The sequence below is a fragment of the Dyella sp. genome (assembly GCF_035486915.1).
In the GTDB taxonomy this organism is placed as follows: domain Bacteria; phylum Pseudomonadota; class Gammaproteobacteria; order Xanthomonadales; family Rhodanobacteraceae; genus Dyella_B.
This window is the reverse complement of record NZ_DATHMR010000079.1, coordinates 1-21,918: the sequence shown is the minus strand read 5'-3', so window position 1 is coordinate 21,918 and position 21,918 is coordinate 1. Positions and strand designations below refer to the sequence as shown.

The 21,918-nt window shown below is 59.9% G+C and carries 20 protein-coding genes, 1 tRNA gene and 1 pseudogene; 14 read left to right on the top strand and 8 right to left on the bottom strand.

What is annotated here, in order from left to right; all coding sequences use genetic code 11:
- Positions 1–319 precede the first annotated feature (319 nt).
- The 5 genes from VK725_RS06610 (at position 320) to VK725_RS06590 (ending at position 4,091) form a co-directional block, all read left to right on the top strand.
- A tRNA-Gly gene (locus tag VK725_RS06610) sits at positions 320–393 on the top strand.
- Between the two features lie 85 nt (positions 394–478).
- Positions 479–931, top strand: a complete 453-nt coding sequence (locus VK725_RS06605) for an ATP-dependent zinc protease (protein ID WP_325317264.1) — start codon at positions 479–481, stop codon at positions 929–931.
- Positions 928–1,815 carry a 30S ribosomal protein S6--L-glutamate ligase gene (gene rimK / locus VK725_RS06600; RefSeq protein ID WP_325317263.1) on the top strand — a complete coding sequence of 296 codons (888 nt, stop codon included), beginning with the start codon at positions 928–930 and terminating at the stop codon, positions 1,813–1,815. Before VK725_RS06605 ends, rimK begins: the two co-directional genes overlap by 4 nt.
- A gap of 295 nt (positions 1,816–2,110) precedes the next feature.
- Positions 2,111–2,797: a response regulator transcription factor gene (locus tag VK725_RS06595; protein ID WP_126673328.1), complete on the top strand. Its 687-nt coding sequence runs from the start codon at positions 2,111–2,113 to the stop codon at positions 2,795–2,797.
- Positions 2,781–4,091, top strand: a complete 1,311-nt coding sequence (locus tag VK725_RS06590; RefSeq protein WP_325317262.1) for a HAMP domain-containing sensor histidine kinase — start codon at positions 2,781–2,783, stop codon at positions 4,089–4,091. The genes VK725_RS06595 and VK725_RS06590 overlap by 17 nt, the downstream gene beginning before the upstream one ends.
- Positions 4,092–4,149: 58 nt before the next feature.
- Here VK725_RS06590 and VK725_RS06585 read toward each other — a convergent pair whose 3' ends face one another.
- Complete coding sequence (locus VK725_RS06585; RefSeq protein ID WP_325317261.1) at positions 4,150–5,532, bottom strand: L-serine ammonia-lyase; 1,383 nt, start codon at positions 5,530–5,532, stop codon at positions 4,150–4,152.
- Between the two features lie 367 nt (positions 5,533–5,899).
- Here VK725_RS06585 and VK725_RS06580 point away from each other — a divergent pair, with 367 nt between their 5' ends.
- On the top strand, positions 5,900–6,133 hold the full coding sequence (locus VK725_RS06580) for a glutaredoxin family protein (RefSeq protein ID WP_325317260.1): 234 nt from the start codon (positions 5,900–5,902) through the stop codon (positions 6,131–6,133).
- 17 nt (positions 6,134–6,150) lie between these two features.
- On the opposite strand, the gene VK725_RS06575 is transcribed toward VK725_RS06580, so the two are convergent.
- The 3 genes from VK725_RS06575 to VK725_RS06565 are packed head-to-tail and all read right to left on the bottom strand — an operon-like array spanning position 6,151 to position 7,924.
- Positions 6,151–6,714 (bottom strand): YceI family protein, encoded by a 564-nt coding sequence (locus VK725_RS06575; protein WP_325317259.1) that lies wholly within the window; start codon positions 6,712–6,714, stop codon positions 6,151–6,153.
- Positions 6,711–7,292, bottom strand: coding sequence for a cytochrome b (locus VK725_RS06570; RefSeq protein ID WP_325317258.1), 582 nt, complete (start codon positions 7,290–7,292; stop codon positions 6,711–6,713). Before VK725_RS06570 ends, VK725_RS06575 begins: the two co-directional genes overlap by 4 nt.
- On the bottom strand, positions 7,289–7,924 hold the full coding sequence (locus VK725_RS06565) for a YceI family protein (RefSeq protein ID WP_325317257.1): 636 nt from the start codon (positions 7,922–7,924) through the stop codon (positions 7,289–7,291). The genes VK725_RS06570 and VK725_RS06565 overlap by 4 nt, the downstream gene beginning before the upstream one ends.
- Before the next feature lie 220 nt (positions 7,925–8,144).
- Here VK725_RS06565 and VK725_RS06560 point away from each other — a divergent pair, with 220 nt between their 5' ends.
- On the top strand, positions 8,145–11,756 hold the full coding sequence (locus VK725_RS06560) for a hybrid sensor histidine kinase/response regulator (protein WP_325317256.1): 3,612 nt from the start codon (positions 8,145–8,147) through the stop codon (positions 11,754–11,756).
- 26 nt (positions 11,757–11,782) lie between these two features.
- Here VK725_RS06560 and VK725_RS06555 read toward each other — a convergent pair whose 3' ends face one another.
- Positions 11,783–12,205 carry a DNA polymerase III subunit chi gene (locus VK725_RS06555; protein WP_325317255.1) on the bottom strand — a complete coding sequence of 141 codons (423 nt, stop codon included), beginning with the start codon at positions 12,203–12,205 and terminating at the stop codon, positions 11,783–11,785.
- 60 nt (positions 12,206–12,265) lie between these two features.
- Positions 12,266–13,753 (bottom strand): leucyl aminopeptidase, encoded by a 1,488-nt coding sequence (locus VK725_RS06550; RefSeq protein ID WP_325317265.1) that lies wholly within the window; start codon positions 13,751–13,753, stop codon positions 12,266–12,268.
- Positions 13,754–13,850: 97 nt separating this feature from the next.
- Here VK725_RS06550 and lptF point away from each other — a divergent pair, with 97 nt between their 5' ends.
- The 4 genes from lptF to ltaE are packed head-to-tail and all read left to right on the top strand — an operon-like array spanning position 13,851 to position 17,606.
- Positions 13,851–14,957 carry an LPS export ABC transporter permease LptF gene (lptF, locus tag VK725_RS06545; RefSeq protein ID WP_325317254.1) on the top strand — a complete coding sequence of 369 codons (1,107 nt, stop codon included), beginning with the start codon at positions 13,851–13,853 and terminating at the stop codon, positions 14,955–14,957.
- Complete coding sequence (gene lptG / locus VK725_RS06540) at positions 14,957–16,063, top strand: LPS export ABC transporter permease LptG (protein WP_325317253.1); 1,107 nt, start codon at positions 14,957–14,959, stop codon at positions 16,061–16,063. The genes lptF and lptG overlap by 1 nt, the downstream gene beginning before the upstream one ends.
- A 10-nt stretch (positions 16,064–16,073) precedes the next feature.
- Positions 16,074–16,529, top strand: coding sequence for a putative toxin-antitoxin system toxin component, PIN family (locus VK725_RS06535; RefSeq protein WP_325317252.1), 456 nt, complete (start codon positions 16,074–16,076; stop codon positions 16,527–16,529).
- A gap of 60 nt (positions 16,530–16,589) precedes the next feature.
- On the top strand, positions 16,590–17,606 hold the full coding sequence (gene ltaE / locus VK725_RS06530; protein WP_325317251.1) for a low-specificity L-threonine aldolase: 1,017 nt from the start codon (positions 16,590–16,592) through the stop codon (positions 17,604–17,606).
- A 35-nt stretch (positions 17,607–17,641) separates the two neighbouring features.
- On the opposite strand, the gene VK725_RS06525 is transcribed toward ltaE, so the two are convergent.
- Both VK725_RS06525 and VK725_RS06520 read right to left on the bottom strand, forming a co-directional pair.
- Positions 17,642–18,907 carry a polyhydroxyalkanoate depolymerase gene (locus tag VK725_RS06525; RefSeq protein ID WP_325317250.1) on the bottom strand — a complete coding sequence of 422 codons (1,266 nt, stop codon included), beginning with the start codon at positions 18,905–18,907 and terminating at the stop codon, positions 17,642–17,644.
- A gap of 137 nt (positions 18,908–19,044) precedes the next feature.
- Positions 19,045–19,548 carry an RDD family protein gene (locus VK725_RS06520; protein ID WP_325317249.1) on the bottom strand — a complete coding sequence of 168 codons (504 nt, stop codon included), beginning with the start codon at positions 19,546–19,548 and terminating at the stop codon, positions 19,045–19,047.
- Positions 19,549–19,574: 26 nt separating this feature from the next.
- Here VK725_RS06520 and xerD point away from each other — a divergent pair, with 26 nt between their 5' ends.
- The 3 genes and pseudogenes from xerD to VK725_RS06505 form a co-directional block, all read left to right on the top strand.
- Complete coding sequence (gene xerD / locus VK725_RS06515) at positions 19,575–20,516, top strand: site-specific tyrosine recombinase XerD (protein WP_325317248.1); 942 nt, start codon at positions 19,575–19,577, stop codon at positions 20,514–20,516.
- 99 nt (positions 20,517–20,615) lie between these two features.
- Positions 20,616–21,398: a disulfide isomerase DsbC N-terminal domain-containing protein gene (locus VK725_RS06510; RefSeq protein WP_325317247.1), complete on the top strand. Its 783-nt coding sequence runs from the start codon at positions 20,616–20,618 to the stop codon at positions 21,396–21,398.
- A 98-nt stretch (positions 21,399–21,496) separates the two neighbouring features.
- Positions 21,497–21,918: pseudogene (locus VK725_RS06505) on the top strand (DNA ligase); the annotation flags it as partial.

Here is a 21,918-nt window from a genome sequence, read left to right as displayed (position 1 = left end):
GCAAACCAGCAGCAAAATCGCCGCTGCCATTTTCAGGCTACGTGAGCAGGAAGCTTAAGCATTGAGTACGCGCATGGTTCTCTCCGTGCTGTAACGCGCGAGGCGGTCGCGCTTCCGTGTGTCGTCCATTTCCTGTGAATTGTTGCAGGCAGATTATGGGCGCGGCAAAAGGCCCCACGCATATGCCGCAAGTGCTTTCGGAAAAAGCGGTTCAGCCAGCCGCTATCTATGATTCACATGGCGTTGCCATCGGTGAAAAGCATGAACACCTCGCCAGGATTCCAAAAGCCGCTAGCGCCGGTTACCATCGCCAAACGTTGCGGGTGTAGCTCAATGGTAGAGCTGTAGCTTCCCAAGCTACTGACGAGGGTTCGATTCCCTTCACCCGCTCCATCCCCCTGAAAAAAAGGGGGATGGATAACGAAAAATTTCCCTACGGTTCCCCACCGAGAACTCCAAACCCACAGCGTGAGCTGACATGGCGGAAGTGATGACCCTCGGCTGGCGGGAACGACTGGCATTGCCTCAGTTAGGCATTCCTTCGCTCAAAGCCAAGCTCGATACCGGCGCCCGCAGCAGCTCGCTGCATGTGGACACGCTGGAAACATTTGAACGCGACGGCCATACATGGTTGCGCTTTGCTGTGGGCATTGGCCGGCGCTTCCCGCGCCAGGTGCATTGCGAAGCGCTAGCGCACGATCGACGCGTCGTCGTCGACACCGGCGGCGGTCGCAGCGAACGATGGTTTATCCGGACCCAAGTCACGCTGGCGGGTGAATGTTTCGAGGTTGACATGAATTTGACCGATCGGCGGCACATGCTTTTTCCCATGCTGCTGGGACGCACCGCCTTGTTCGGGCGTTTCACGGTCAATCCCGCCCTTTCCTATACCCTCCCTCGGCCCGCGCACATCACGACGGACAAGTCATGAAGATTGCCATTCTCTCGCGCAACACGCGGCTGTATTCCACCCAGCGACTGGTGGAAGTAGCGCGTGAACGCGGCCATGTGGTGCGCGTGCTAGACCCGCTGCGCTGCTACGTGCGCATCGCGCCGGGCTCGGTGGAAATTCGCTACCGGGGCAAGGCGCTGCACGATTTCGATGCGGCCATTCCGCGCATCGGTACATCCAGCACGTTCTATGGCACGGCGGTGTTGCGTCAGCTGGAAATGATGGGCGTCTACACACCCAATTCATCCGACGCGGTGCTTCGCGCGCGCGACAAATTGCGTTGCCTGCAGATCCTTTCCGCCGAGGGTTTGGACATGCCGGTCACGGTCTTCGGCGATAACCCGGACGACACCACTGACGTGCTGGATATGCTTGGCGAGCCGCCGCATGTCATCAAGCTTAATGAAGGCAGCCAGGGCACCGGCGTTGTGCTGGCAGAAAAACGCACCGCTTCGCAAAGCGTGGTTGAAGCGTTCCGCGGCTTGTACGCCAATTTTCTGGTGCAAGAATTCATCGCCGAAGCCAAGGGCAGCGACTTGCGCTGCTTCGTGGTCGGCGGCCAGGTGGTGGCTGCCATGCAGCGCGATGCGGTGCCTGGAGAATTCCGCGCGAACCTGCATCGTGGCGGCAGCGCCAAGGCCGCCAAGGTCACGCCTGACGAAAAGCGCATTGCGGTGAGAGCCGCCGAGGCGCTGGGCCTGGGCATCGCGGGCGTCGATCTGCTGCGGTCCAAGCGCGGCCCGCTGATCCTGGAAGTGAACGCTTCGCCCGGCCTTGAGGGCATTGAGGCGGCCACGGGCGTGAACGTCTCCGAAAAGATCATTCGCCACCTTGAGCAGAAGGCGGGTAAGGGCGCGCGTTAACCCCTCTGTGAGCGCGGGTTAACTGTCACGTAACCCCCCCAAGCCTATAAAGACACCACTGTTTGTTTGCTCGCCACTTCAACCGCAAGGTCCGGTGACAGCAGACGACGGTATCGGGGCAGTAGCTTCAGCCCGGAGGCAGCGACGCACGGTCGCAGCAGCCGGGCTTTTTCTTTGCCCGGTCGAAAAGCAGCTTGTTTTTCGACGTTCAGCATCCCGCTTAACATTTGCTGCCCGCAGTCGTTAAGCTTGTGCCTCCGCCGGCCCCGCGCCGGCATGCGTAGCGGAGAGACGCATGCGCGTTCTGGTGATTGAAGACAACAGCGATATTGCGACCAATATCGGCGACTATCTGGAAGATCGTGGCCATGTGGTGGATTTCGCCGGAGATGGAGTCACGGGGCTGCATTTGGCCGTGGTCCACGATTTCGACGTAATCGTGCTCGATCTCACCCTGCCGGGTATGGATGGTTTGGATGTGGCGCGCAAGCTGCGCCATGAAGCCCACAAACAGACGCCCGTGCTGATGCTGACCGCACGCGATGCGCTGGAACAGAAGCTCACCGGCTTCGAATCCGGTGCCGACGACTACATGACCAAACCCTTCGCGCTGCAGGAACTGGCGGCGCGACTGGAAGTGCTCGCACGCCGCGGCAAAGGTCCGCAGAGCCGTGTGCTCAAGGTTGCCGACCTCACTTACAACCTAGACACGCTTACCGTTACGCGCGAAGGCAAATCGATCCAGCTCAACCCGATCGGTTTGAAGTTGTTGCAGGCGTTGATGGAAGCAAGCCCGTCGGTCGTCACGCGTCAGGATCTGGAGCAGAAAGTGTGGGGCGAAGAATTGCCCGACAGCGACAGCCTGCGTGTACACATCCACGGTTTACGTGCAGCGATCGACAAGCCGTTCGACAAAGCGCTGATCCACACCCGACACGGCATCGGTTACCGCATGGTCGATCCGGATGCAGTCCAGGCGTAAGCTTCGTTTCCGCCTCATTGTTTCGTTCGCGCTGTTCGGGTTTGGACTTAGCGCGTTGTTTGCTGTGGCGTCGTTGTATGTGCGAGCAAAGGTCGAGAACCAGCTGATCAATGCGAGTCTTCAGAGCGATGTCGATCAGGCGGTCGAGTACAAAAGTACCCACCCCGACCCGAATGACCCGCTTCGATCTCAATTGATTGATGGTTGGCTGTGGAGCGATCGCACCATCTACAAGGCGCCGCTTGCCTGGCAGAACCTCGGCACCGGCGTCTACGACATGCATGACGTGGAGCCCGATGGGCATGTTCGGCACTACAAGCTCGCGGTGTCGCGCAAATACGGTCTGATCGGTTTTCTGAGCTACGACATCAGTCGCGAAGATCTCGGCAAGCGCCAGCTCATTACAGGGCTGGTGTCTGCTGTCGTTCTCTTCAGTCTGTTGTCATTGGCGATTGGCCTTTGGCTGTCTCGCAAAGTGCTCAAGCCAGTCAGTGAATTGGCGACGCGGTTGCGTGATTTTCGCAAGGCTGGCCGCGCGGAATTGCTGGCTCCGCATTTTGCGGATGACGAAGTGGGCGAACTGGCGCAGGCGCTCGATGAATACTCCGCACGTCTCACGGCAATGGTCGAGCGCGATCGTGAATTCAACTCCGATGTCAGCCACGAGTTGCGCACGCCCCTGGCCGTGATTGCCAGCACGACCGAATTGCTGCAGGGCTCGCCGGATCTTACTGACAAATTGCGCGAACGTCTTAAGCGCATCGAGCGTGCATCGCGTCAAGCGACCGAGCTGATCGAGGCGCTGTTGTTGCTATCGCGCGCCGAACGACGTGGTCCGACACGCGGCGAAACCACCGATGTTGCGAAGGTCGCTTCCGACGTGATCGAAAGCCAGCGTCCGCAAGTGCGCGACAAACCTGTCGAGATCGAGCTGATTCAGAAAGGTTCCGTCACCGTCAATGCACCGCCGTCCGTGCTGTCGGTGGCGCTTACCAACATCATCGGTAACGCCATCAAATACACGCTGGAAGGTCGCGTGACAGTCGAGGTCGACAAAGGCCGCATTGATGTAATCGACACCGGCCCAGGTATCAAACCCGAAGACGCCGAGCGTCTTTTTCAGCGCGGCGTGCGTGGCGAAGGTGCGGGTGGCAGCGGCGCTGGCCTTGGTCTGGCGATTGTGCGTCGTCTTTGCGAGCTTTATGGGTGGGATGTTTCCATGCGGCCACGCTCCGATGCGAACGGTGCGATTGCGACTATCATCTTCGATCGAAGCAGCGCGCAAGCAGCCTAATCCGACACCTACATGCTCCTCCCCCTGCTTGCAGGAGGAGGTTGGGAGGGGATAAGGCTCAGCACTCGATAACGTTGACGGCAAGACCGCCGCGCGAAGTTTCCTTGTACTTATCCTTCATATCGCGGCCGGTATCGCGCATGGTCTTGATGACCTTGTCGAGCGAAACGCGATGTTTACCGTCGCTCTTCAATGCCATGCGGCTGGCGTTGATCGCTTTGACCGAACCCATCGCATTGCGCTCGATGCAGGGAATCTGCACAAGGCCGCCGATGGGATCGCACGTCAAACCAAGGTTGTGTTCCATGCCGATTTCGGCAGCGTTCTCGATCTGCAAAACGCTGCCGCCGAGCGCTGCCGTAAGGCCGCCTGCCGCCATCGAACACGCCACACCCACTTCACCCTGGCAGCCCACTTCCGCACCAGAGATCGACGCGTTCTCTTTGTACAGAATGCCGATCGCAGCCGCAGTCAGCAGAAAATCGATGACGCCGTTCTCGTCGGATTTTGGGCAGAAGCGATGGTAGTAACTCAACACCGCCGGCACGATGCCCGCCGCGCCATTCGTTGGTGCAGTCACGACACGGCCACCCGCGGCGTTTTCTTCATTGACCGCTAGCGCGTACAGATTCACCCAGTCGAGAATCGTGAGCGGATCCTTGAGCGCTGCTTCCGGTTGATTGCGCAATTCAGCAGCCATGGCCGGTGCACGACGCGCTACCTTCAAGCCGCCTGGCAATACGCCTGGCGAGCGCAGGCCACGCTCCAGACAAGCTTGCATCGCGCGCCAGATGTTCAACAAAGCGTCCCGGACCTCGGACTCGCTACGCCAGACTTTCTCGTTCTCCATCATCAGCTGAGCGATGGTCAGATGATGCTTTTCGCACAAGGCCAGCAACTGGTCGCCGCTGGCGAAGGGATAGGGTTGCTCGGTGGTGTCGGCGACGATGCGGTCTTCAGCCGCTTCATCGTGATTGACCACGAAACCACCGCCGACCGAGTAGTAGTCGCGCGTGGCAAGTTCGTTGCCGCCAGCATCGTACGCGGAGAAGCGCATGCCGTTGGTGTGGAACGGCAGCTTCTGGCGCTTGTTGAAAATCAGGTCGCGCTTCTCTTCGAAATCGATCTCGTGCTTACCGAGAACACGCAGGCGATGTGTCGTGCGCACACGCTTGAGAATTTCCGGAATGTGGTCCGGATCGACCTTGTCCGGCCATTCGCCTTCGAAACCCAGCAACACCGCTTTGTCCGTGCCATGGCCGCGTCCGGTCATCGCCAGCGAACCGAACAGTTCCGCTTGCACTCGCGCGACGCGGTCGAGAACCCCTTTTTCTTCTAACCAGCGCTCGGAAAAACGCGCAGCCGCCCGCATCGGGCCGACCGTGTGAGAGGAAGAAGGGCCGATGCCGATCTTGAAGATGTCGAAGGCGCTGACAGCCATGGGATGCTCTGATCAATTCTGCGCAGGTGTCACCGGCTCTATCCGTTCGCAGCCCACAGGACCATCGGCGAAGGCAGACGGGCTGTCTGTCGAGACGATGGGCCGAAGGGATGCGGACGGATAGAGCCGGCCCCAGCGTATTAAATTTTAAAGTGATGGGGTGATGTCCAGAAAGCTCTTAGGCTGCGTTGCGCGACTTGGCAAGACGGCCAGTCTTCCCTGCGTCGCGCAACGCAGCCTAAGAGCCCTCTGGACATCATGCCACCTGCGCAGAATTGATCAGAGCATCCCCAGTGTACTGCGATGACGGGGATGAACTGGTTATTCTACGCATGCGTGCGGCTTCCGGCAGTCTATTCGCTTACGTATGGCCCAATTCGTCCTCTATCAACGGGATTATTGCCACCTGTGCGACCAGGCGCTGGCCGTGCTGGCGCAGGCGCGCCTGCCCGAGTTCGACAGTGTGTGGGTGGACGATAGCCACGAGCTGGAAGATCGCTACGGCACCCGTGTGCCGGTTTTGCGCGACGTTCGCGATGGTCGCGAGCTGGATTGGCCGTTCGATGAAACCGCCGTGCGCGATTTCATCGAACACGCATGAGTCGACAAACCAGCGAATTATTTTGCGGTAAGAACCAAGTGCGCGGTGACCTTCACGGCCGCGGCAATCACGGTCGTGTCTTTGTATTGACCGCCGCCGACTCCGAAATCGAGGCGATTCACCGTTCCGCTCACATCCAGCGTGGCGCCGCTGCCTTGCGGCTTGAACGTCACGTTGAGGCTAACCGGCTTGGTGACGCCGCGTAGCGTCAAATTGCCATCGGCGATAACCTGACTGCCTTGCTGGCGAAAACCGGTGGTAACGAAATGCGCCTGCGGGTATTTCGCAGTGTCGAAGAAATCGGCGCCCGGCAATGCGCTGTCGCGATCGCTATCGCCGGTCTTGGCGCTGGAAAGATCAACAGTGACGTCGAATTTCGATGCTGCGAGCTTTGCCTGGTCATAGCTAATGGCGGCCGTCCATTTGCTGAACTGACCGTCGAAGCTGCTGCCCTGAAAACTGCTGGTGAAGCCAAGCGTGCTGCCGGATGGCTGCACGGCGTAATCGGCGGCGCTCGCCATGCAAGGCAGAGCCAGTGCGAACAACAACGTGAGTGATCGATAGTGGTTGCGCAAAGTCATGGAAGCTCTCCTGGGGATGTTTTGCCATGGCGCACACGCCCGAACGGAAGCATGCGCCGCAATACGTTGTCCTGATCGAAGACATGATGCTTCAGTGCCGCGCCGATGTGTCCCACGAGCACCAGCAGCAAAAGGTAAAATAGATACTCGTGTACGGCATGGGCAGTGCGTGCCAGGTCGTCGTTCTTTCCGGCCAACGCAGGAAGGTTGAACAACTTGAACCACTGCAACGGATAGCCGTGCAGCGAGTTGTACCACCAGCCGGTCAGCGGCATCGCCAGGACGAATCCATAAAGCAGCATGTGCGTGATGTGTGCGGCAATCTGCTGCCAGCGCGGTGCCGGTTCGTCACGCGGCGGGCGATCGAACATGCGCCACGCCAGGCGCAGGAAGAAAAGCGCAAGCACGGTCAAGCCAATCGATTTATGCAACGCGTAGACGTTGATCTTGCTCATCGACGGCGACATGCCCGTCATCAACAGGCCCCAGAAACCGTTGACGATAATTCCCAGCGCGACGATCCAGTGGAAGAACTTGGCGACAGATCCCCAATGATGTTCCGTATTGCGCAAGCTCATGGGCTTTCCTTGTTGGTTGCCGAGGTCTGACTGTCGCGGATCGCTTCAAGTTCCAGCCAGACAACGACGTTGTGACCAATCGAGTTGGAAAAGGCGGTGATGCCGAAAGCCGTACGATCGAGCGACGCCGTTGCTGAGAATCCGGCGATAGTGTGCATGCCGTAAATCGTGTCGCCCACGCGGTTGACGCGAAAGGGTATGTCCAGCGGCTTACTCATGCCGTGCAACGTAAGAGTGCCGTGCAATACACCGTGGGTTGCGTCAGTCTGTTCCACGGACGTGCTGACGAAGTGCGCGGTGCCGTATTGCTTGCAATCGAGCAACGACGATTTGCACACTGCAGCGTTCCATGCCGCATCGCCCATGTCCAAACTGTTCATGTCGATATCCAGCCCGGTGCTCGACTGCGACCAATTGGCCTGATCAAATCGTAACCAGCCCTGGGCCACGTGGAGCCGTCCAAATGGCCGGGAGAATCCATCGTGATCGATGCTGAAAAGGATCTGGCTATGCACAGGATCGTAGTGATAGCTCTCTGGCGCAGCCCAGGCAGCCCATGGCGCGATCAGGCTACCGACAGACAGCGTTAGGGAAAGCCACTGCAAAGCGGGGAGGAGGGCGCGGCGCGTCATAGGGACAGTCTGGCCGAAATGCGTTAACGCTTCCACCGCAGTACGGAGAACGGATTGTTGCTGTTTGCGCGACATCTGCCCTAATGTAGTCATGTTAAGGACATACGGTTGAGCCCGGGATTTGGCATGATCGAACCTTGTGTGGGTGCGTGTAGGGAACGCCCCACCTGACGTGCCTGAGGGGGCCACAGTGTCGGTTTTTATGTTGGGGCTGGCCTTCATGCTGAGCGCGTCTGCGCCCGGCGCCGTTACCTCCACGCCACCGTCTGAGTCCGCGGCAGCGACTTATGCTGCCGAGCACACCCCCGACTTCGCGCCCTTGCCGACGCCTCAGTTCAGCCGCTACAGCGTGGACGATGGACTGCCCAGCACCGGGGTATACGCCGTTGCCCAAGGGCATGATGGCTCCATGTGGTTCGGTACCAAAAGCGGTATCGCCCAATTTGACGGTGTGCATTTCCAGATTTTCCGTCATGTCGAGAACGATCCGAATTCGCTTTATAACAACCAGATCTCGACGCTGATCGTAGGTCAGGATGGAAGCATCTGGGCGGGCAGTTTGGATGCGGCACTCAACCACTACGATCCTACGACCAATAAGTTCACCCATTGGGGACACAACCCCGCCGACCCACAGAGTCTGGCGAGCGATCATGTCTGGGTGATTGCGCAGACTCCCGACGGAAGCATCTGGACGGGCACCGACACGGGGCTCGATCGCATGCGCGCCGACGGCCGCAGTTTCGAGCACGTGGTAAACCCCTTGCTGGGTCCTTCGCCGGATGATTTCGGCCAGGTGGGGTCACTCTACGTCGATCCCAAAGGACGACTTTGGATAGGTGCGTATCGTGGCGTGTTTCGTCGCGAGACGGATGGCCATTTCACTCGCATCAAGATGCTAGAACCCTCGCAGCCTGCGGACTCGTGGCGCATCAACGGCGAAGGCAATGAAGTACGCATCGCATCGGTACGCGGCTTGTTGATGGTAGGCGCCGATGATGTCGCGCGTCCCTTCGGTGCAGGGGTGATTCCCGACACCAATGTGATGACGAGTACGCGCGACCCCGCGGGACATCTTTGGATCGGCACGCAACGAGGCATGTACCTGCAGATGCGACCGGGTGCGCCGGTGACGCCTGTCGTGGATCAACCGCTGCTTTTCGGTGCCTTGCCCGGCAGCTGGATTTGGCAGACGTTGATCGATCGCGAAGGCGGATTGTGGGTCACTTCGATTGACGGCGGTGTGGCGTATCTCGCGCCTGGCTGGGCTAGTTTTAGCCGTTTCACGCACGTTCCCGACGATCCCAATAGCCTGCGCGATTCGGTGGCGACCACTATGGCGCGTGGCCGCGACGGCCGCCATGTGTGGGTGGGTGAACGCAAAGGGCGTATCGATCGGCTCGATCCGATCACCGGCAAAGTCGAGCACATTCTCAGTGGTTTGAACGGCGATGGCGATGTGCTCGGCATGACCGAAGACTTCAAGCAGCATCTTTGGATCGCTGTGCAAGGTGCGCTTTATCGCTACGACTACGTACATGGTCAGCTCGATCAGGTCGATCCGGATTCGCAGTACCTCAAGAATCCGCTTGAGGTTGAACCAGGTCCCGACGGGCAGATGTATGCGCGTACGTTTGGCCAAGGTGTCTATCGCATCGATCCGGACACGCTGGTTGTCACGCCCGTCGCCATGGACAAGCCCAATGACAAAGTCATGTGGGGTAGCGGGCTGTACTTGTACAAGGGCGTGTTCTGGTATGCCAGCGATGGCGGCCTGTTGCGCTTCAATCAGGCGAAAGACCGCTTCGAAATGGTCCCCGGCGTACCTGTGGGTCAATCGATCGACGCTTTCGATTTTGATCGTACGGGTGTATGGGTCGCCACGCCGGATGGGCTGTATCACTACCACCCACTAGGCCAGAGCCTGGTGCTGGATCGTTCAGTCGATGCGGCGCATGGCTGGCCGGTATCGCTGCAAGCGGTCGACGTCGATATGGATTGCATGCAGCGGCTGTGGATTTTCAGTCGCAACGGCCTGTGGCGCTTCAACACGGTCAAAGGCACGTTCCATAAAATGGGCTTGCAGAATGGCCTGGCCAACAGCGAATTCACGCGCGGCTATGCGTTGCTGCCCAACGGTTATCTGTACGCGCCGACCATGGGTGGCGTCGCCGGGTTCGATCCGGATAGTGTCGATGCCAAACCGCCTACACCGGTGTTGACGGTCGCCCAGGTGACCGTGCTTAACGACAAAGGTGTTGAGCAGTCGTTGCCGCTTACCGCCCAGCCCCTGCACATTGGATGGCGTGATAGCCAGCTGCACATTCAAGCGCGTCTATTCTCGTATATCGACCCTTCGCGTAACCAATACCGATTCCGCCTGAGCGGCTTGGATACCGCATGGGTCGATCGGGACAATCATGGCGAACGCGATTTCGCCGGCCTTGGTAGTGGCGATTACACACTGGATGTCATGGCGCGTGCTGCCGAAGGTTCGTGGGTGCAGTTGAGCGTGCCTCTGCGGATTCATGTGCAATCGCCGCCATGGCTGCGCTGGTGGGCGTGGTTGATTTATGCGCTGCTGGTGACTGCCGTGGCGTATCTGGTGTTGCTTGCGTGGCGCCGCCGTCTATCGCACAAGCATGAAATGCAACTTGCCGAACAGCGGCATCAGATCGCCGAACAGGCCAGTGCGGCCAAGAGTCAGTTCCTGGCCACGCTCAGCCACGAGATTCGCACGCCGATGACGGGTGTGATCGGCATGGCCGAATTGCTGCTCGCCACGCCGTTGAGCGATACGCAGCGCGAATACACCGAGGCGATGCAGCGCGCCAGCAACGTCCTGCTCAAACTCTTGAACGATGCGCTGGATCTGGCGCGCATCGAAGCAGGCAAACTGATTCTGGAGTCGGCTGCGTTCGATGTGCGGCCGGTGGTGCAGGATGTGGTGCGTTTGCAGCGAGGCGCGGCCCAGGCCAAGGGTCTGATCCTTGAAGCGATCGTTGACCAGAATGTGCCTGCGTCGCTGATCGGCGACGGACTGCGTATCCGGCAGGTGCTGTTCAACCTGCTCAACAACGCCGTGAAGTTCACCGAGCAAGGTCGCATCGACATTCATCTCGGATGGGTGGACGGCGAGCTGCAGATGGACGTGTACGACACCGGTCCAGGCATTCCGGAATCCAGCCGCGAACGTCTTTTCCGACGCTTCGAACAGGATGAAGGGCCACAGCGCAGTGTCGGCAGCGGTCTTGGCCTGGCCATCTGCAATGAACTGGTTAGTTTGATGGGCGGCCACCTCACGTTGGAATCGGTACTCGGCCAGGGCAGCACGTTCCATGTTCGTCTGCCGCTACTCGTCGCGCCGCAGACGGCGCGTGCGCAAACGACGGAGCGGGCATCGCAATGCAATAGAGGCGCGCTCAACGTTCTGCTCGTTGAGAGTGATTCCACGGCGGCGACAGCTATCGGCGGCATGCTCGAACATCTGGGACACCGTGTGCGTTGTGCGAACAACGGCCTGAATGCGTTGGCCGAATTGGCACAGGAATCCAGCGATGCAATTTTGCTCGATCTGGATTTACCGGGTATCGATGGATTCCAGGTGGCTCAGCTGATACGCCAGGGAGAGCGCGCTGGCGAACATGTACCGATTATCGCCATGAGCACGCGTACGCGTGCCGAAGAAGTGGCGCGCGGGCATCAGGTAGGCATCGATGGGTTTCTGCGCAAACCGCTTACGGGAGCGCAGCTGTCGACAGCGTTAATGGCAGCATTGTCGTCGCGCGCAGCGCGTGCTGAAACAAAATCGTCTGAGGCGAAAACCGCGTGAAGCGACAACGGTGAGGGCTTGCATCCTCACATGTCGAATTTGTTCAACTCAAAGCCAAGGCGCTGATATTCGCGCCAGCGTGTGCGCGAACCTTCACGTTCGGCAGGATCGGCCGCAACGACTTCCAGCACGCGATCGCCATAGGCTTGCGGACATTGCTCACGCAGATTGATGGTCAGCACGCGTGCGGGCGTTTCCACGCCGGGAGGCGCGATCAGCACCGCGATGTGATCGTCATCATCGTCGCCCGCAAGCTGATGCGGGATGAACGCGTCTTCGTCGAACGACCATAGCAGTTCGTCCAGCGCTTCGGCTTGGGCGAAGTCGCGCGTCAGAATCAACGTGGGCTGTTGCGCTGCGTATGCCTTGCGCGCGAGTTCGCACACAAGCAACAGCGGTTGTTCGCTGAAGCGAGGCTTGGCAATCAGGTAAAAGTCGGCGCGCGGCATGATGTCGTGGCGTAGGGGATGCCCATCATTCCGAGTCCATCGGAGCGATGGGCGAATCCATCAACCGGCGCGATCGATCAGCCACTGTGCCAGCAACGGCACCGGACGGCCGGTGGCCAGACCCTTGCGGCCTTCGTCCCACGCTGTGCCCGCGATGTCCAAATGCGCCCAGCGCTGACCTTCGGTGAAGCGCGACAGGAAGCAGCCTGCCGTGATCGCACCGGCATTCTTGCCGCCGATGTTGGCGATATCGGCAAAACCGGATTCGAGCTGCACGTGATAGTCGTCCCACAACGGCAGACGCCATGCGCGATCGAGCGTGGTTTCGCCTGCACGCAACAGTTCATCGGCGAGGTCGTCGTGCTTGCTCATCAAGCCGCTGGCGTATTTGCCAAGTGCAATCACGCATGCACCGGTGAGCGTGGCGGCGTCGATCATCGTGTGCGGCTTGAAGGTTTGCGCGGTGTAAGTCAGTGCGTCGCACAGAATCAAGCGTCCTTCAGCATCGGTGTTGAGCACTTCGATGGTGATGCCCGAAAGGCTGGTGAGTACGTCGCTCGGACGGTACGCGTCGCCATCTGGCATGTTTTCGACAGCAGGCACCACACAGACGAGATTGATCTTCAGTCCCATCTTCACCGCGGAAATGAATGCACCAAGCACGCCGGCCGCGCCGCCCATGTCGAACTTCATTTCTTCCATGCCCGGACCGGGCTTCAAGCTGATGCCGCCGGTGTCGAAGGTGATGCCCTTGCCAACAAAGGCGTAAGGTTTCTCGTCTTCGGCACCGCCTTTGTATTCCAGGACGATCAGCTTGGGCTTGTTGGCCGAACCGCGGCCCACCGCAAGCAGCGAACCGAAGCCGAGTTTGGCCATCTCTTCGTGATCGAGAACCTTGCAGCTGACTTGCGCTTCACCGTCGGCGAACTCGCTGGCTTTCTGCGCGATGTATGCCGGGTTGCAGATGTTGGGCGGCAGGTTGGCCAGCTCGCGCGCGAAGAGCACACCTTGGGCAATGGCGCGTGCCTGGTCGAGACCGGTCTGCGCGTTGTCCCCGCCGGCGAAGCTGATGCTGCTCAATTCCGGCTGGCCGTTCTTTTCGCGCAGCTTGACGGTGGCGGTGTAGCGATACGTTGCATGGTCGACCGCCAGCGCAGCCGTGCGCACACGCCACGCCGTATCGCGGCTGGGAACGTCCACTTCGGTAAGGAAGGAGAGCGCGCTGTCGATGGGCAGGCGGCTGAGTACACGCGCGGCTTCCATGTTCACTTTCTGGAAGCGCGACGCCTCGAAACTTTTCTGCGAGCCCAGGCCGACCACCAGGACGCGCTTGGCCTTGATGCCTTCCGGGGCAAACAGCACGGTTGTGGATGCCGCCTTGCCCGTGATGTCCCCGCTTTCCACCTGGCGCTTGATGGCACCGCCTGCGGCGCTGTCCACGCGTGCCGCAGCACTGGTGAGCAGGCCGTTTTCGTAGACACCTACGACCACGCACGGGACGTCGGCAGTTTCGGGAGCGGCGGAGTCAAGGCTGAATTGGAGCGTCATCATCAAATTCCTGCGGGAGGCCGACGAGCGTCGAACCGGCTAGACTTAGGGTTTGCCTCGCCAGGCGGGTGAGGCATGGAACCCACGATTCTATCGCATGCTGAGCATCCTAGACCGTTACTTCCTGCGCGAGCTGGGCCAGACCGTTGGCGCCACCGTCATCGTGCTGCTGGTGATCATGGCCGGCACGTCGTTCGCGCAGGTGCTGGAGCAGGTGGCCAAAGGCAGCTTTCCTGCCAGCGTCATGTTCCAGGTGCTTGGCCTGCGCATGGTCGACAGCTTGTCGACCATGCTTCCTTTGGCCGGATTCCTGGGCGTACTGCAGTCCTTTGGCCGTATGTATCGCGAAAGCGAAATGCACGTGCTCGCGTCGTCCGGCATGGGCATGGGTGGTTTGCTCAAGCCGATGTCGATCGTGGCCGTGATCATGATCACGATGGTGACGGCTATTGCGATGTGGGGCGGTCCACTGGCGTCGCGCACCTCCGACAGCCTCGTCGCGGCGGCTAACCGTTCGGTGATCGCTGCAGGTTTGGACGCGGGCCGGTTTACGGAACTGCCGGGCAAGGGCGGCATCATTCTGGTCGACTATTTGAGCCGCGACGGCGAGCAGCTCGGTAACACGTTCCTGGCTGCCGAACGTCAAAACCGCGATGGCACGTACACGATGAAAATGGCCACCGGCAAGAAAGGCCATCTGCTCTACAACAGCGACGGCAGCAACCGTTATATCGCGCTGTTCACCGGCTGGCAGTATGAAATTCCGCTGGGCGCCGACAACTGGCGCCGCATGCAGTACACGCGCAATGACAGTGCGTTGTCTTCGATCCAATCCGATGATGCGGAAGATCCGATCCATAACTTGGACATGATCGATCTGATGCATACCAATACGCCGGATGCGCGCGCCGAGTTCGCGTGGCGTACGGTGGTGCCGATCATGACGCTGGCCCTGCTTATGCTTGCGATGCCGCTATCGCGACAGACACCGCGTGAACCGCGCTATGGGCGCATGTTGATAGCCGCGCTGGGCTTCTTCCTGTACGACAACCTGTTGTTGTTGTGCCGAGGGCAGCTGGCAAAAGGCCATTGGCATCATCCGTTCCCCATGTGGATACTCAGCTTTGCGCTATTCCTGCTCGCAGCCTGGTCGTTCCGCAATCAATACGCTGCGCGCAAGCCGCGCAAAAAGGCGATCGCCTGATGTCCATCAGCTTGCGCATCAAACGCGTGGACTATCTGATCGGCGTGACCGTATTCGGTTCGATGCTGCTGGTGTGGCTCGTGCTGATCGGCCTGGATGCGATGATTCAGTTCGTGCGTCAGCTGGGTTTCATCGGTCGTAACGGATACACGCTCAGCAACGCCATCTTCTACGTCGTAGTGACGATTCCTCGTCGTATGTACGAGATGTTTAGCTTCGCCGCGTTGATTGGTGGTTTGCTTGGTTTGGGTGGTCTGGCTTCGACCGGTGAGCTGACCGCGTTGCGTGCAGCTGGCATGTCGCGTCTGCGTATCGCTGTATCGGCGGTGGGCGTGGTGGCCCTGTTGGTTGTCGGCGTGGTGATCATGGGTGAAACCATCGGTCCATGGGGCGATCAGCAGGCGCAGGCGCTGGAGTTGCGTTTGCGCTCGAACGGCAGCCTGGGTATGACCAGCAGCGGTCTGTGGGCCCGCGACGGTGACCGCATCATCAACGCGAAGAACAGCACACTACGCACGATCAATGACCACCCCTACGTACAGCTGATCGACGTGCGCGTGTTTACGCTGACGCCTGACGGTCAGCAGCTGGCACGCTTCGATCAGGCCAATACAGCCGAGCAGGTCGGAAAGGAATGGGTGCTGGACAATGTGCGCAGCAGCACGATCGATGACACCGGCGTACATAGTCAAACGGCAGCCAGCGAACGCTGGGATTCCAAGCTCGATCCGGAAGTGCTGCAGCAGTCGCTTATCCAGCCGCAATACCTGTCCATGCGCGATCTGGAACACATCATCGATTACAAGCACAAAAATGGCGAAAACACGCGTCCTTACGAGACGCCCTTGTGGAGCCGCATCCTGTATCCGCTGAACGTACTTGTGCTGGTGCTGTGTGCGATGCCCTTTGCATTCGGTGCCTTGCGTTCGGGCGGTTTGGGCAAGCGCATCTTCATGGGCATGATCATCGCGATCAGCTGGTACTTCGTGCAGAAGGCCATTGTCAGTTTCGGCACGGTTTACGGCATTCCGCCCGTCGCTGCGAATGTGCTGCCGGCGTTGATACTGATCGGTGTGGCTTGGTTCTATTTCCGCAAAAACGCCTGAGCGACGCGACGTGACGTCGGGCGCCACACCGCGTTACGTTCTGGACACGAATGTTTGCCTGGATGTGTTCGTGTTCGGCGACCCGCAATGTGCATCGCTGCTTCGGGCAGTCCGTGCGCGTGAGATCGAACTTGTCACGCGTCAGGACTGTTACGCGGAATGGCAGGCCGTGCTGACCTATCCGCGACTCGCACTAACCGACGAACGACGCGCGCTTGCGGTGGAGGCTTTTGATCGGTGGGTTCACCCGCAACCCTCGGAAGTGCATGCAACCGATATCGCACTGCCGCGCTGCCGCGATCGCGACGATCAGAAATTCCTGGAGCTTGCCCAGCAAGCCGGCGTCGTTGCATTGCTGACCCGTGATGAAGCGTTGCTACGGCTGGCGCGGCGCACCAAACGCGACGGATTGTTTCTGATCCTGCCACCCGCTTTATGGCGAGAGGCGATAAGTGGCATACGCTGACTTGCCGATTTTCGCGGCGCGCGGCAAAGTCACAGGCTCTCTAAGTTCATGAGGTTTGCCATGAGTTGGGTTGATCTGCGCAGCGATACGGTCACGCGCCCGACGAAAGCCATGCGTGCGGCGATGCTTGATGCCGAAGTGGGCGACGACGTCTACGGTGAAGACCCGACCGTTAACGCGCTCCAACAACGTCTGGCCACCGACTTGGGCTTCGAGGCAGGTCTGTTCGTGCCGTCGGGCACGCAATCGAATTTGCTTGCCTTGATGTCGCATTGCGAGCGCGGCGATGAATACATCGTGGGCGGCGACGCGCATACGTACAAATTCGAAGGTGGCGGCGCAGCGGTGCTCGGCTCCATTCAGCCGCAACCCATCGTCCAGAACGCCGATGGCACATTGCCGTTGGACAAGGTCGCTGCGGCCATCAAACCGATCGATCCTCATTTCGCACGCAGTCGCCTGCTGGCATTGGAAAACACCTGGCATGGACGCGTGCTTCCTGCCGATTACCTGCGCGCCGCGCAGGACTTTGTGCGCGAACGCGGACTAGCGCTGCATTTGGATGGCGCACGCCTTTACAACGCCGCTGTGGCGAGTGGCGTGTCAGCGCGCGAGATCGCGCAGCATTTCGATAGCGTTTCGGTGTGCCTCTCCAAAGGTCTGGGCGCGCCGGTCGGTTCTGTGCTGGTGGGTTCTGCCGCGCTGATCGACAAGGCACGGCGCTGGCGCAAGGTCACCGGCGGCGGTTGGCGTCAGGCGGGGATGCTCGCTGCCGCCTGCGTGTATGCACTCGATCACCACGTGGCGCGACTGGCAGACGATCACGCGCGGGCAGCGCGACTGGCCGATGGTCTGAAGAACATCCCGAACGTGAATCTGTTGGGGCTGCACACGAACATGGTGTTCGTCGATGTGCCCGCCGATCGCCTGCGTGAACTCGACAACCATCTGCGAGCTGCATCAGTGCGCATCAGCATCGGCTATTTGCCGACGTTGCGCTTGGTCACGCATCTGGACATCGACGATGACGGCGTCACGCGCGTCATCGAGGCTTTCAAGGCATTCTTCGCCAAGTGATGCTCCTCTCCGAGCCGGAGAGGAGCCCTGAAGATTCAGGCGCGCTTGGAAACCAGCGCCACTTCCGAGCGGCGAATGAAGTCGCGCACCTGCGGATAGACGACTTCGCGCCAGCGACGGCCGCTGAAAATGCCGTAATGTCCTGCACCTTCAATGACGCGATGCACGCGACGCGATGACGGAATGCCGGTGCACAGGTCGTGCGCCGCTTCGGTCTGGCCGATGCCGGAAATATCATCCAGCTCGCCTTCGATGGTCAGCAGGCTGGTGCGTTTGATCGCCGACGGATCGACGCGCTCGCCGTTTACATCCCACAAGCCGCGCGGCAGCAGGAATTGCTGGAACACCGTGCTGATGGTATCGAGGTAATACTCCGCGGGCATGTCGAGCACGGCGTTGTATTCGTCGTAGAACTTGCGATGCGACTGCGCATCGTCCAGATCGCCGCGCAACAGGTTGAGATAGAAATCCCAGTGCGAATTGAGGTGGCGGTTGGGATTCATCGCGATGAATCCCGCGTGCTGCAGGAAGCCCGGATAGACCTCGCGGCCGTGACCGGGATAATTCGTCGGCACCGTGTGAATCACGTTGCCCTGGAACCAGCTCAGCGGTTGCTTGGTGGCGAGATTGTTGACGCTGGTGGGGCTGCGGCGCGGATCGATCGGGCCACCCATCATCGTCATGCTGCGCGGCGTCGCTTCGCCGCGCGCCGCCATCAGCGAAATCGCAGCGAGCACCGGCACAGTTGGCTGACACACCGAAATCACATGCAGCGATTCGGCGCCGATAAAGCGGATGAACTGTTCGATCGTCGCGACGTAATCATCAAGATGGAACGGACCAGCGGACGCTGGAACCATGCGGGCGTCGATCCAATCGGTGATATACACCTTGTGATCCAGCAGCAACGCACGCACGGTGTCGCGCAACAAAGTAGCGTGATGACCGGACAGGGGGGCAACGACCAGCACCACCGGTTCGTTCTTCATCTTCTCGATGGTGTCCGGATCGTCGCTGAAGCGCTTGAAGCGGCGAAGCTGGCAGAACGGCGTTTCCATCGCGACGCGCTCGACAATGGCGATCTCGTTGCCGTGCGCGCTGATGCTGTGGATGCCGAACTCAGGCTTCTCGTAATCCTTGCCCAGACGATGAATCAGCTCGTAGCCGGCCGCCATGCGCTGCGCACCCGGAAACTGCGAGAACGGACTGCTGGGCTCGCTGAGCATGCGGGCGCTCGCCTCGGCGTAGTGACTCAGGGGGCCGAGGAAGGCGCGTTGCCATTCATGTAGCTGATAGAGCATCCGGAATTACCCACGATCTAAAGTTAGATGATAGCCGGTAACGCATTTTAATGCTGCAATGCGACAGGAAATTGAATCGTTATAGATCAATAACTTACTTAGCCACTGTCGTTTCGCTGCAATAAATCCCCGGTTGCTCAGCCGATGCGGCGGATTTCGGTGCCTGCGATCAGGTCGTGAATCGGGCGGCGGCGGGAATCCACCAGGCCCGTGGCGAACCAGATGACCCATAGACCCAGCACGCACCACAGCGCAGTACGCAGACCCAGGACGGGCGCCAGCAGCAGCAACAGTACTGGCACCGCAGCTGCCGCCGCCCTGAGAACGGCCTGCCAAAGCGACAACCTTGCGCCTTCGCGCGTTGTCACACGGGTACGCCAGGGGCGCATACCCAGCGTCTGACCGCCGCGCAACCATGAGAGAACGAAATACGCCGTCACCACGACGGCCTGAAGCGGCCGGTACCACCACGCAATGTGCACCTGCGCACCAGTAATGGTGATGAGCTGTCCGCCCGTTGCCAGCTGGCACACCAAGCCGACGGTCATCACGATGGCCAGCACGGCGACCACGTCGTAGAGCAGGGCGATCAATCGTCGCCAAAGTGGGCAAACAAGGTCTGTCGTCGTGGTGTTAGTCATCGGATGGCTTGCATAGGGGGCGCGCAATGCCCAGCATCGTGCGCATGAAACACGATGTGAGTAAAGAGCAGGCGACGATCTCCGATGCTGACGCACAGGATATTGCCGCCTTCATCGAGCGCGTCTGGTCGGAAGACGGCCTGGCCGAGCGCACGCTTGAGGCCTATCGGCAAGACCTCGAGACGTTGGCGCGCTGGCTTGCCGCGCGCCAGCGCCAGCTGCGCACCGCGCGGCGCGAAGATATCTCGGCATTTCACGGTTCGCAGCCTGTCGCTGTACGTTCCATGGCACGGCGGCAATCGGCTTTTCGTCGCTTCTACGCTTCCGTAGCGCGCAACGACCCGGGTTTCGACGATCCCACGTTGCTCATTGAGCGCCCGAAAATGCCACGCAGTTTGCCCAAGGCGTTGGCGGAGCGCGAAATTGAAGGACTGCTCAACGCGCCGGATGTAGCGACCACATTGGGCATGCGCGACCGCGCCATGCTTGAGTTGATGTACGCCTCGGGTCTGCGCGTGTCCGAACTGGTCGACATGCCGCTGTCTGCATTGAATATGCGCCAGGGCGTGCTGCGCATTACCGGCAAAGGAGGTAAGGATCGTCTTGTTCCCGTGGGCGAAGTGGCCCTGGAACATATTCAGACGTATCTCGCGCAGGCACGGCCTGCGCTGGCAAAAGGTCGGCAACCGCCCGCGCTCTTTCTCAGCAATCGCGGTGAAGGCATGACGCGGCAGATGTTCTGGACCTTGGTGAAACGCCACGCGGTAACGGTGGGTATCAACGCCAAACGCATCTCTCCCCACGTATTGCGGCATTCCTTCGCAACGCATTTACTCAATCACGGCGCCGATCTGCGTGCCTTACAGATGCTGCTTGGTCATAGCGCCCTGAGCACCACGCAGATCTACACATTGGTCGCCAAAGAGGGCCTGAAACGCCTGCACGCCCAGCACCATCCGCGAGGCTGAAAACCACGAGAGCGAACAGTCTCTTACGGGCGATATGCGATACTTCGGAGCCCGACCGGCACGTCACCCTGAGCGAAGCCGGCATGTTGTGAGGTTGTGATGTCCAAGAAGTTGCGTTCGATGTTTTGGGTGGGTCTGCTCGCGTTGTCCGTGGGTGTCGTTCATGCCGATGCCAGCGTTGGGGTGTCGGTAGCGCCGAACACGCCAGAAAATGCGGTCCGCAAGACGATCTTGCGGCTCGTGCCCTCGGCAGAGATCCAGCAGGTGATACCTGCGCCGATGCCTGGGTTCTATCAGGTCATCGCGTCGGGGCATCTGGTGTATGTCAGCGCGGATGGCAAGTACCTCATCAATGGCGATCTGGTCGACGCCGACAAAGGCACCAGCCTCAGGGACGATGCATGGGCGACATACAGCAAGGCGGAACTTGCGAAAGTGCCGGTTGCCGATCGCATTGTGTTCGCGCCACCGCATCCGAAATACACGGTCACGGTGTTTACAGATGTAACGTGTCCCTATTGCCGTGTGCTGCATGAAGAGATCGCAGCGATCAACAAGGAAGGTATTGCCGTCCAGTACCTGGCATGGCCACGCACCGGCGTGACCGACGAAGATGGCAAGCCGACAGAGACCTACAACGAGATGGTCTCCGTCTGGTGCTCTGCCGATCGCAATAGCGCATTCACTGCGGCCAAGGAGGGTCACGGACCTAAGCCGGCGAACTGCAAGAACCCGGTGAAAGATCAGTTCGATCTGGGCTTGCGCCTGGGGGTTGGCGAGAAGGGCACGCCGACGATTTACGCCCAAGACGGCGCCGTGATCGGTGGGTTCCTCACGCCCGAACAATTGCTGGATGCCGTCAAGCAGCATACAAGCGGCTGATCGCTACACGAGGCAACGGAAATTGCCTCTTCGAATGTTAGAGCCGGGCCGTGAATGATTTCCGCCGGCTCTTTTCATTCGTAGTGGCAGGGAACGTCATGCCTAAGTGCATTCGATCGATCAGTTTCATCAGCGCATGGCTGATCACGCTAGGGCTTCTGCTCAGCCCGGGACTCACCGCAGCAAGTACGGCCGCGCCGGTCATGCTGGCGAATGTCTATCACGTGGGCATGTCGCTAAGCGATTACTGGGTGAGTGAAAAATACGATGGTGTGCGCGGCTACTGGGACGGCGAAAGGCTTCTCACGCGCCACGGCGTTCCTGTCAATGCGCCCGCGTGGTTCACTGCCGGCTGGCCCAAGACGCCCATGGACGGTGAGCTGTGGGCGGGACGTGAGCAATTCGAGGTCGCATCGGCGGCGGTTCGCGCAACGTCGGCGGACGATGCCGCCTGGCATCGCATGCGCTTCATGGTGTTCGACGTGCCTGGGCAGCCGGGTCCGTTTACCGATCGCATTCC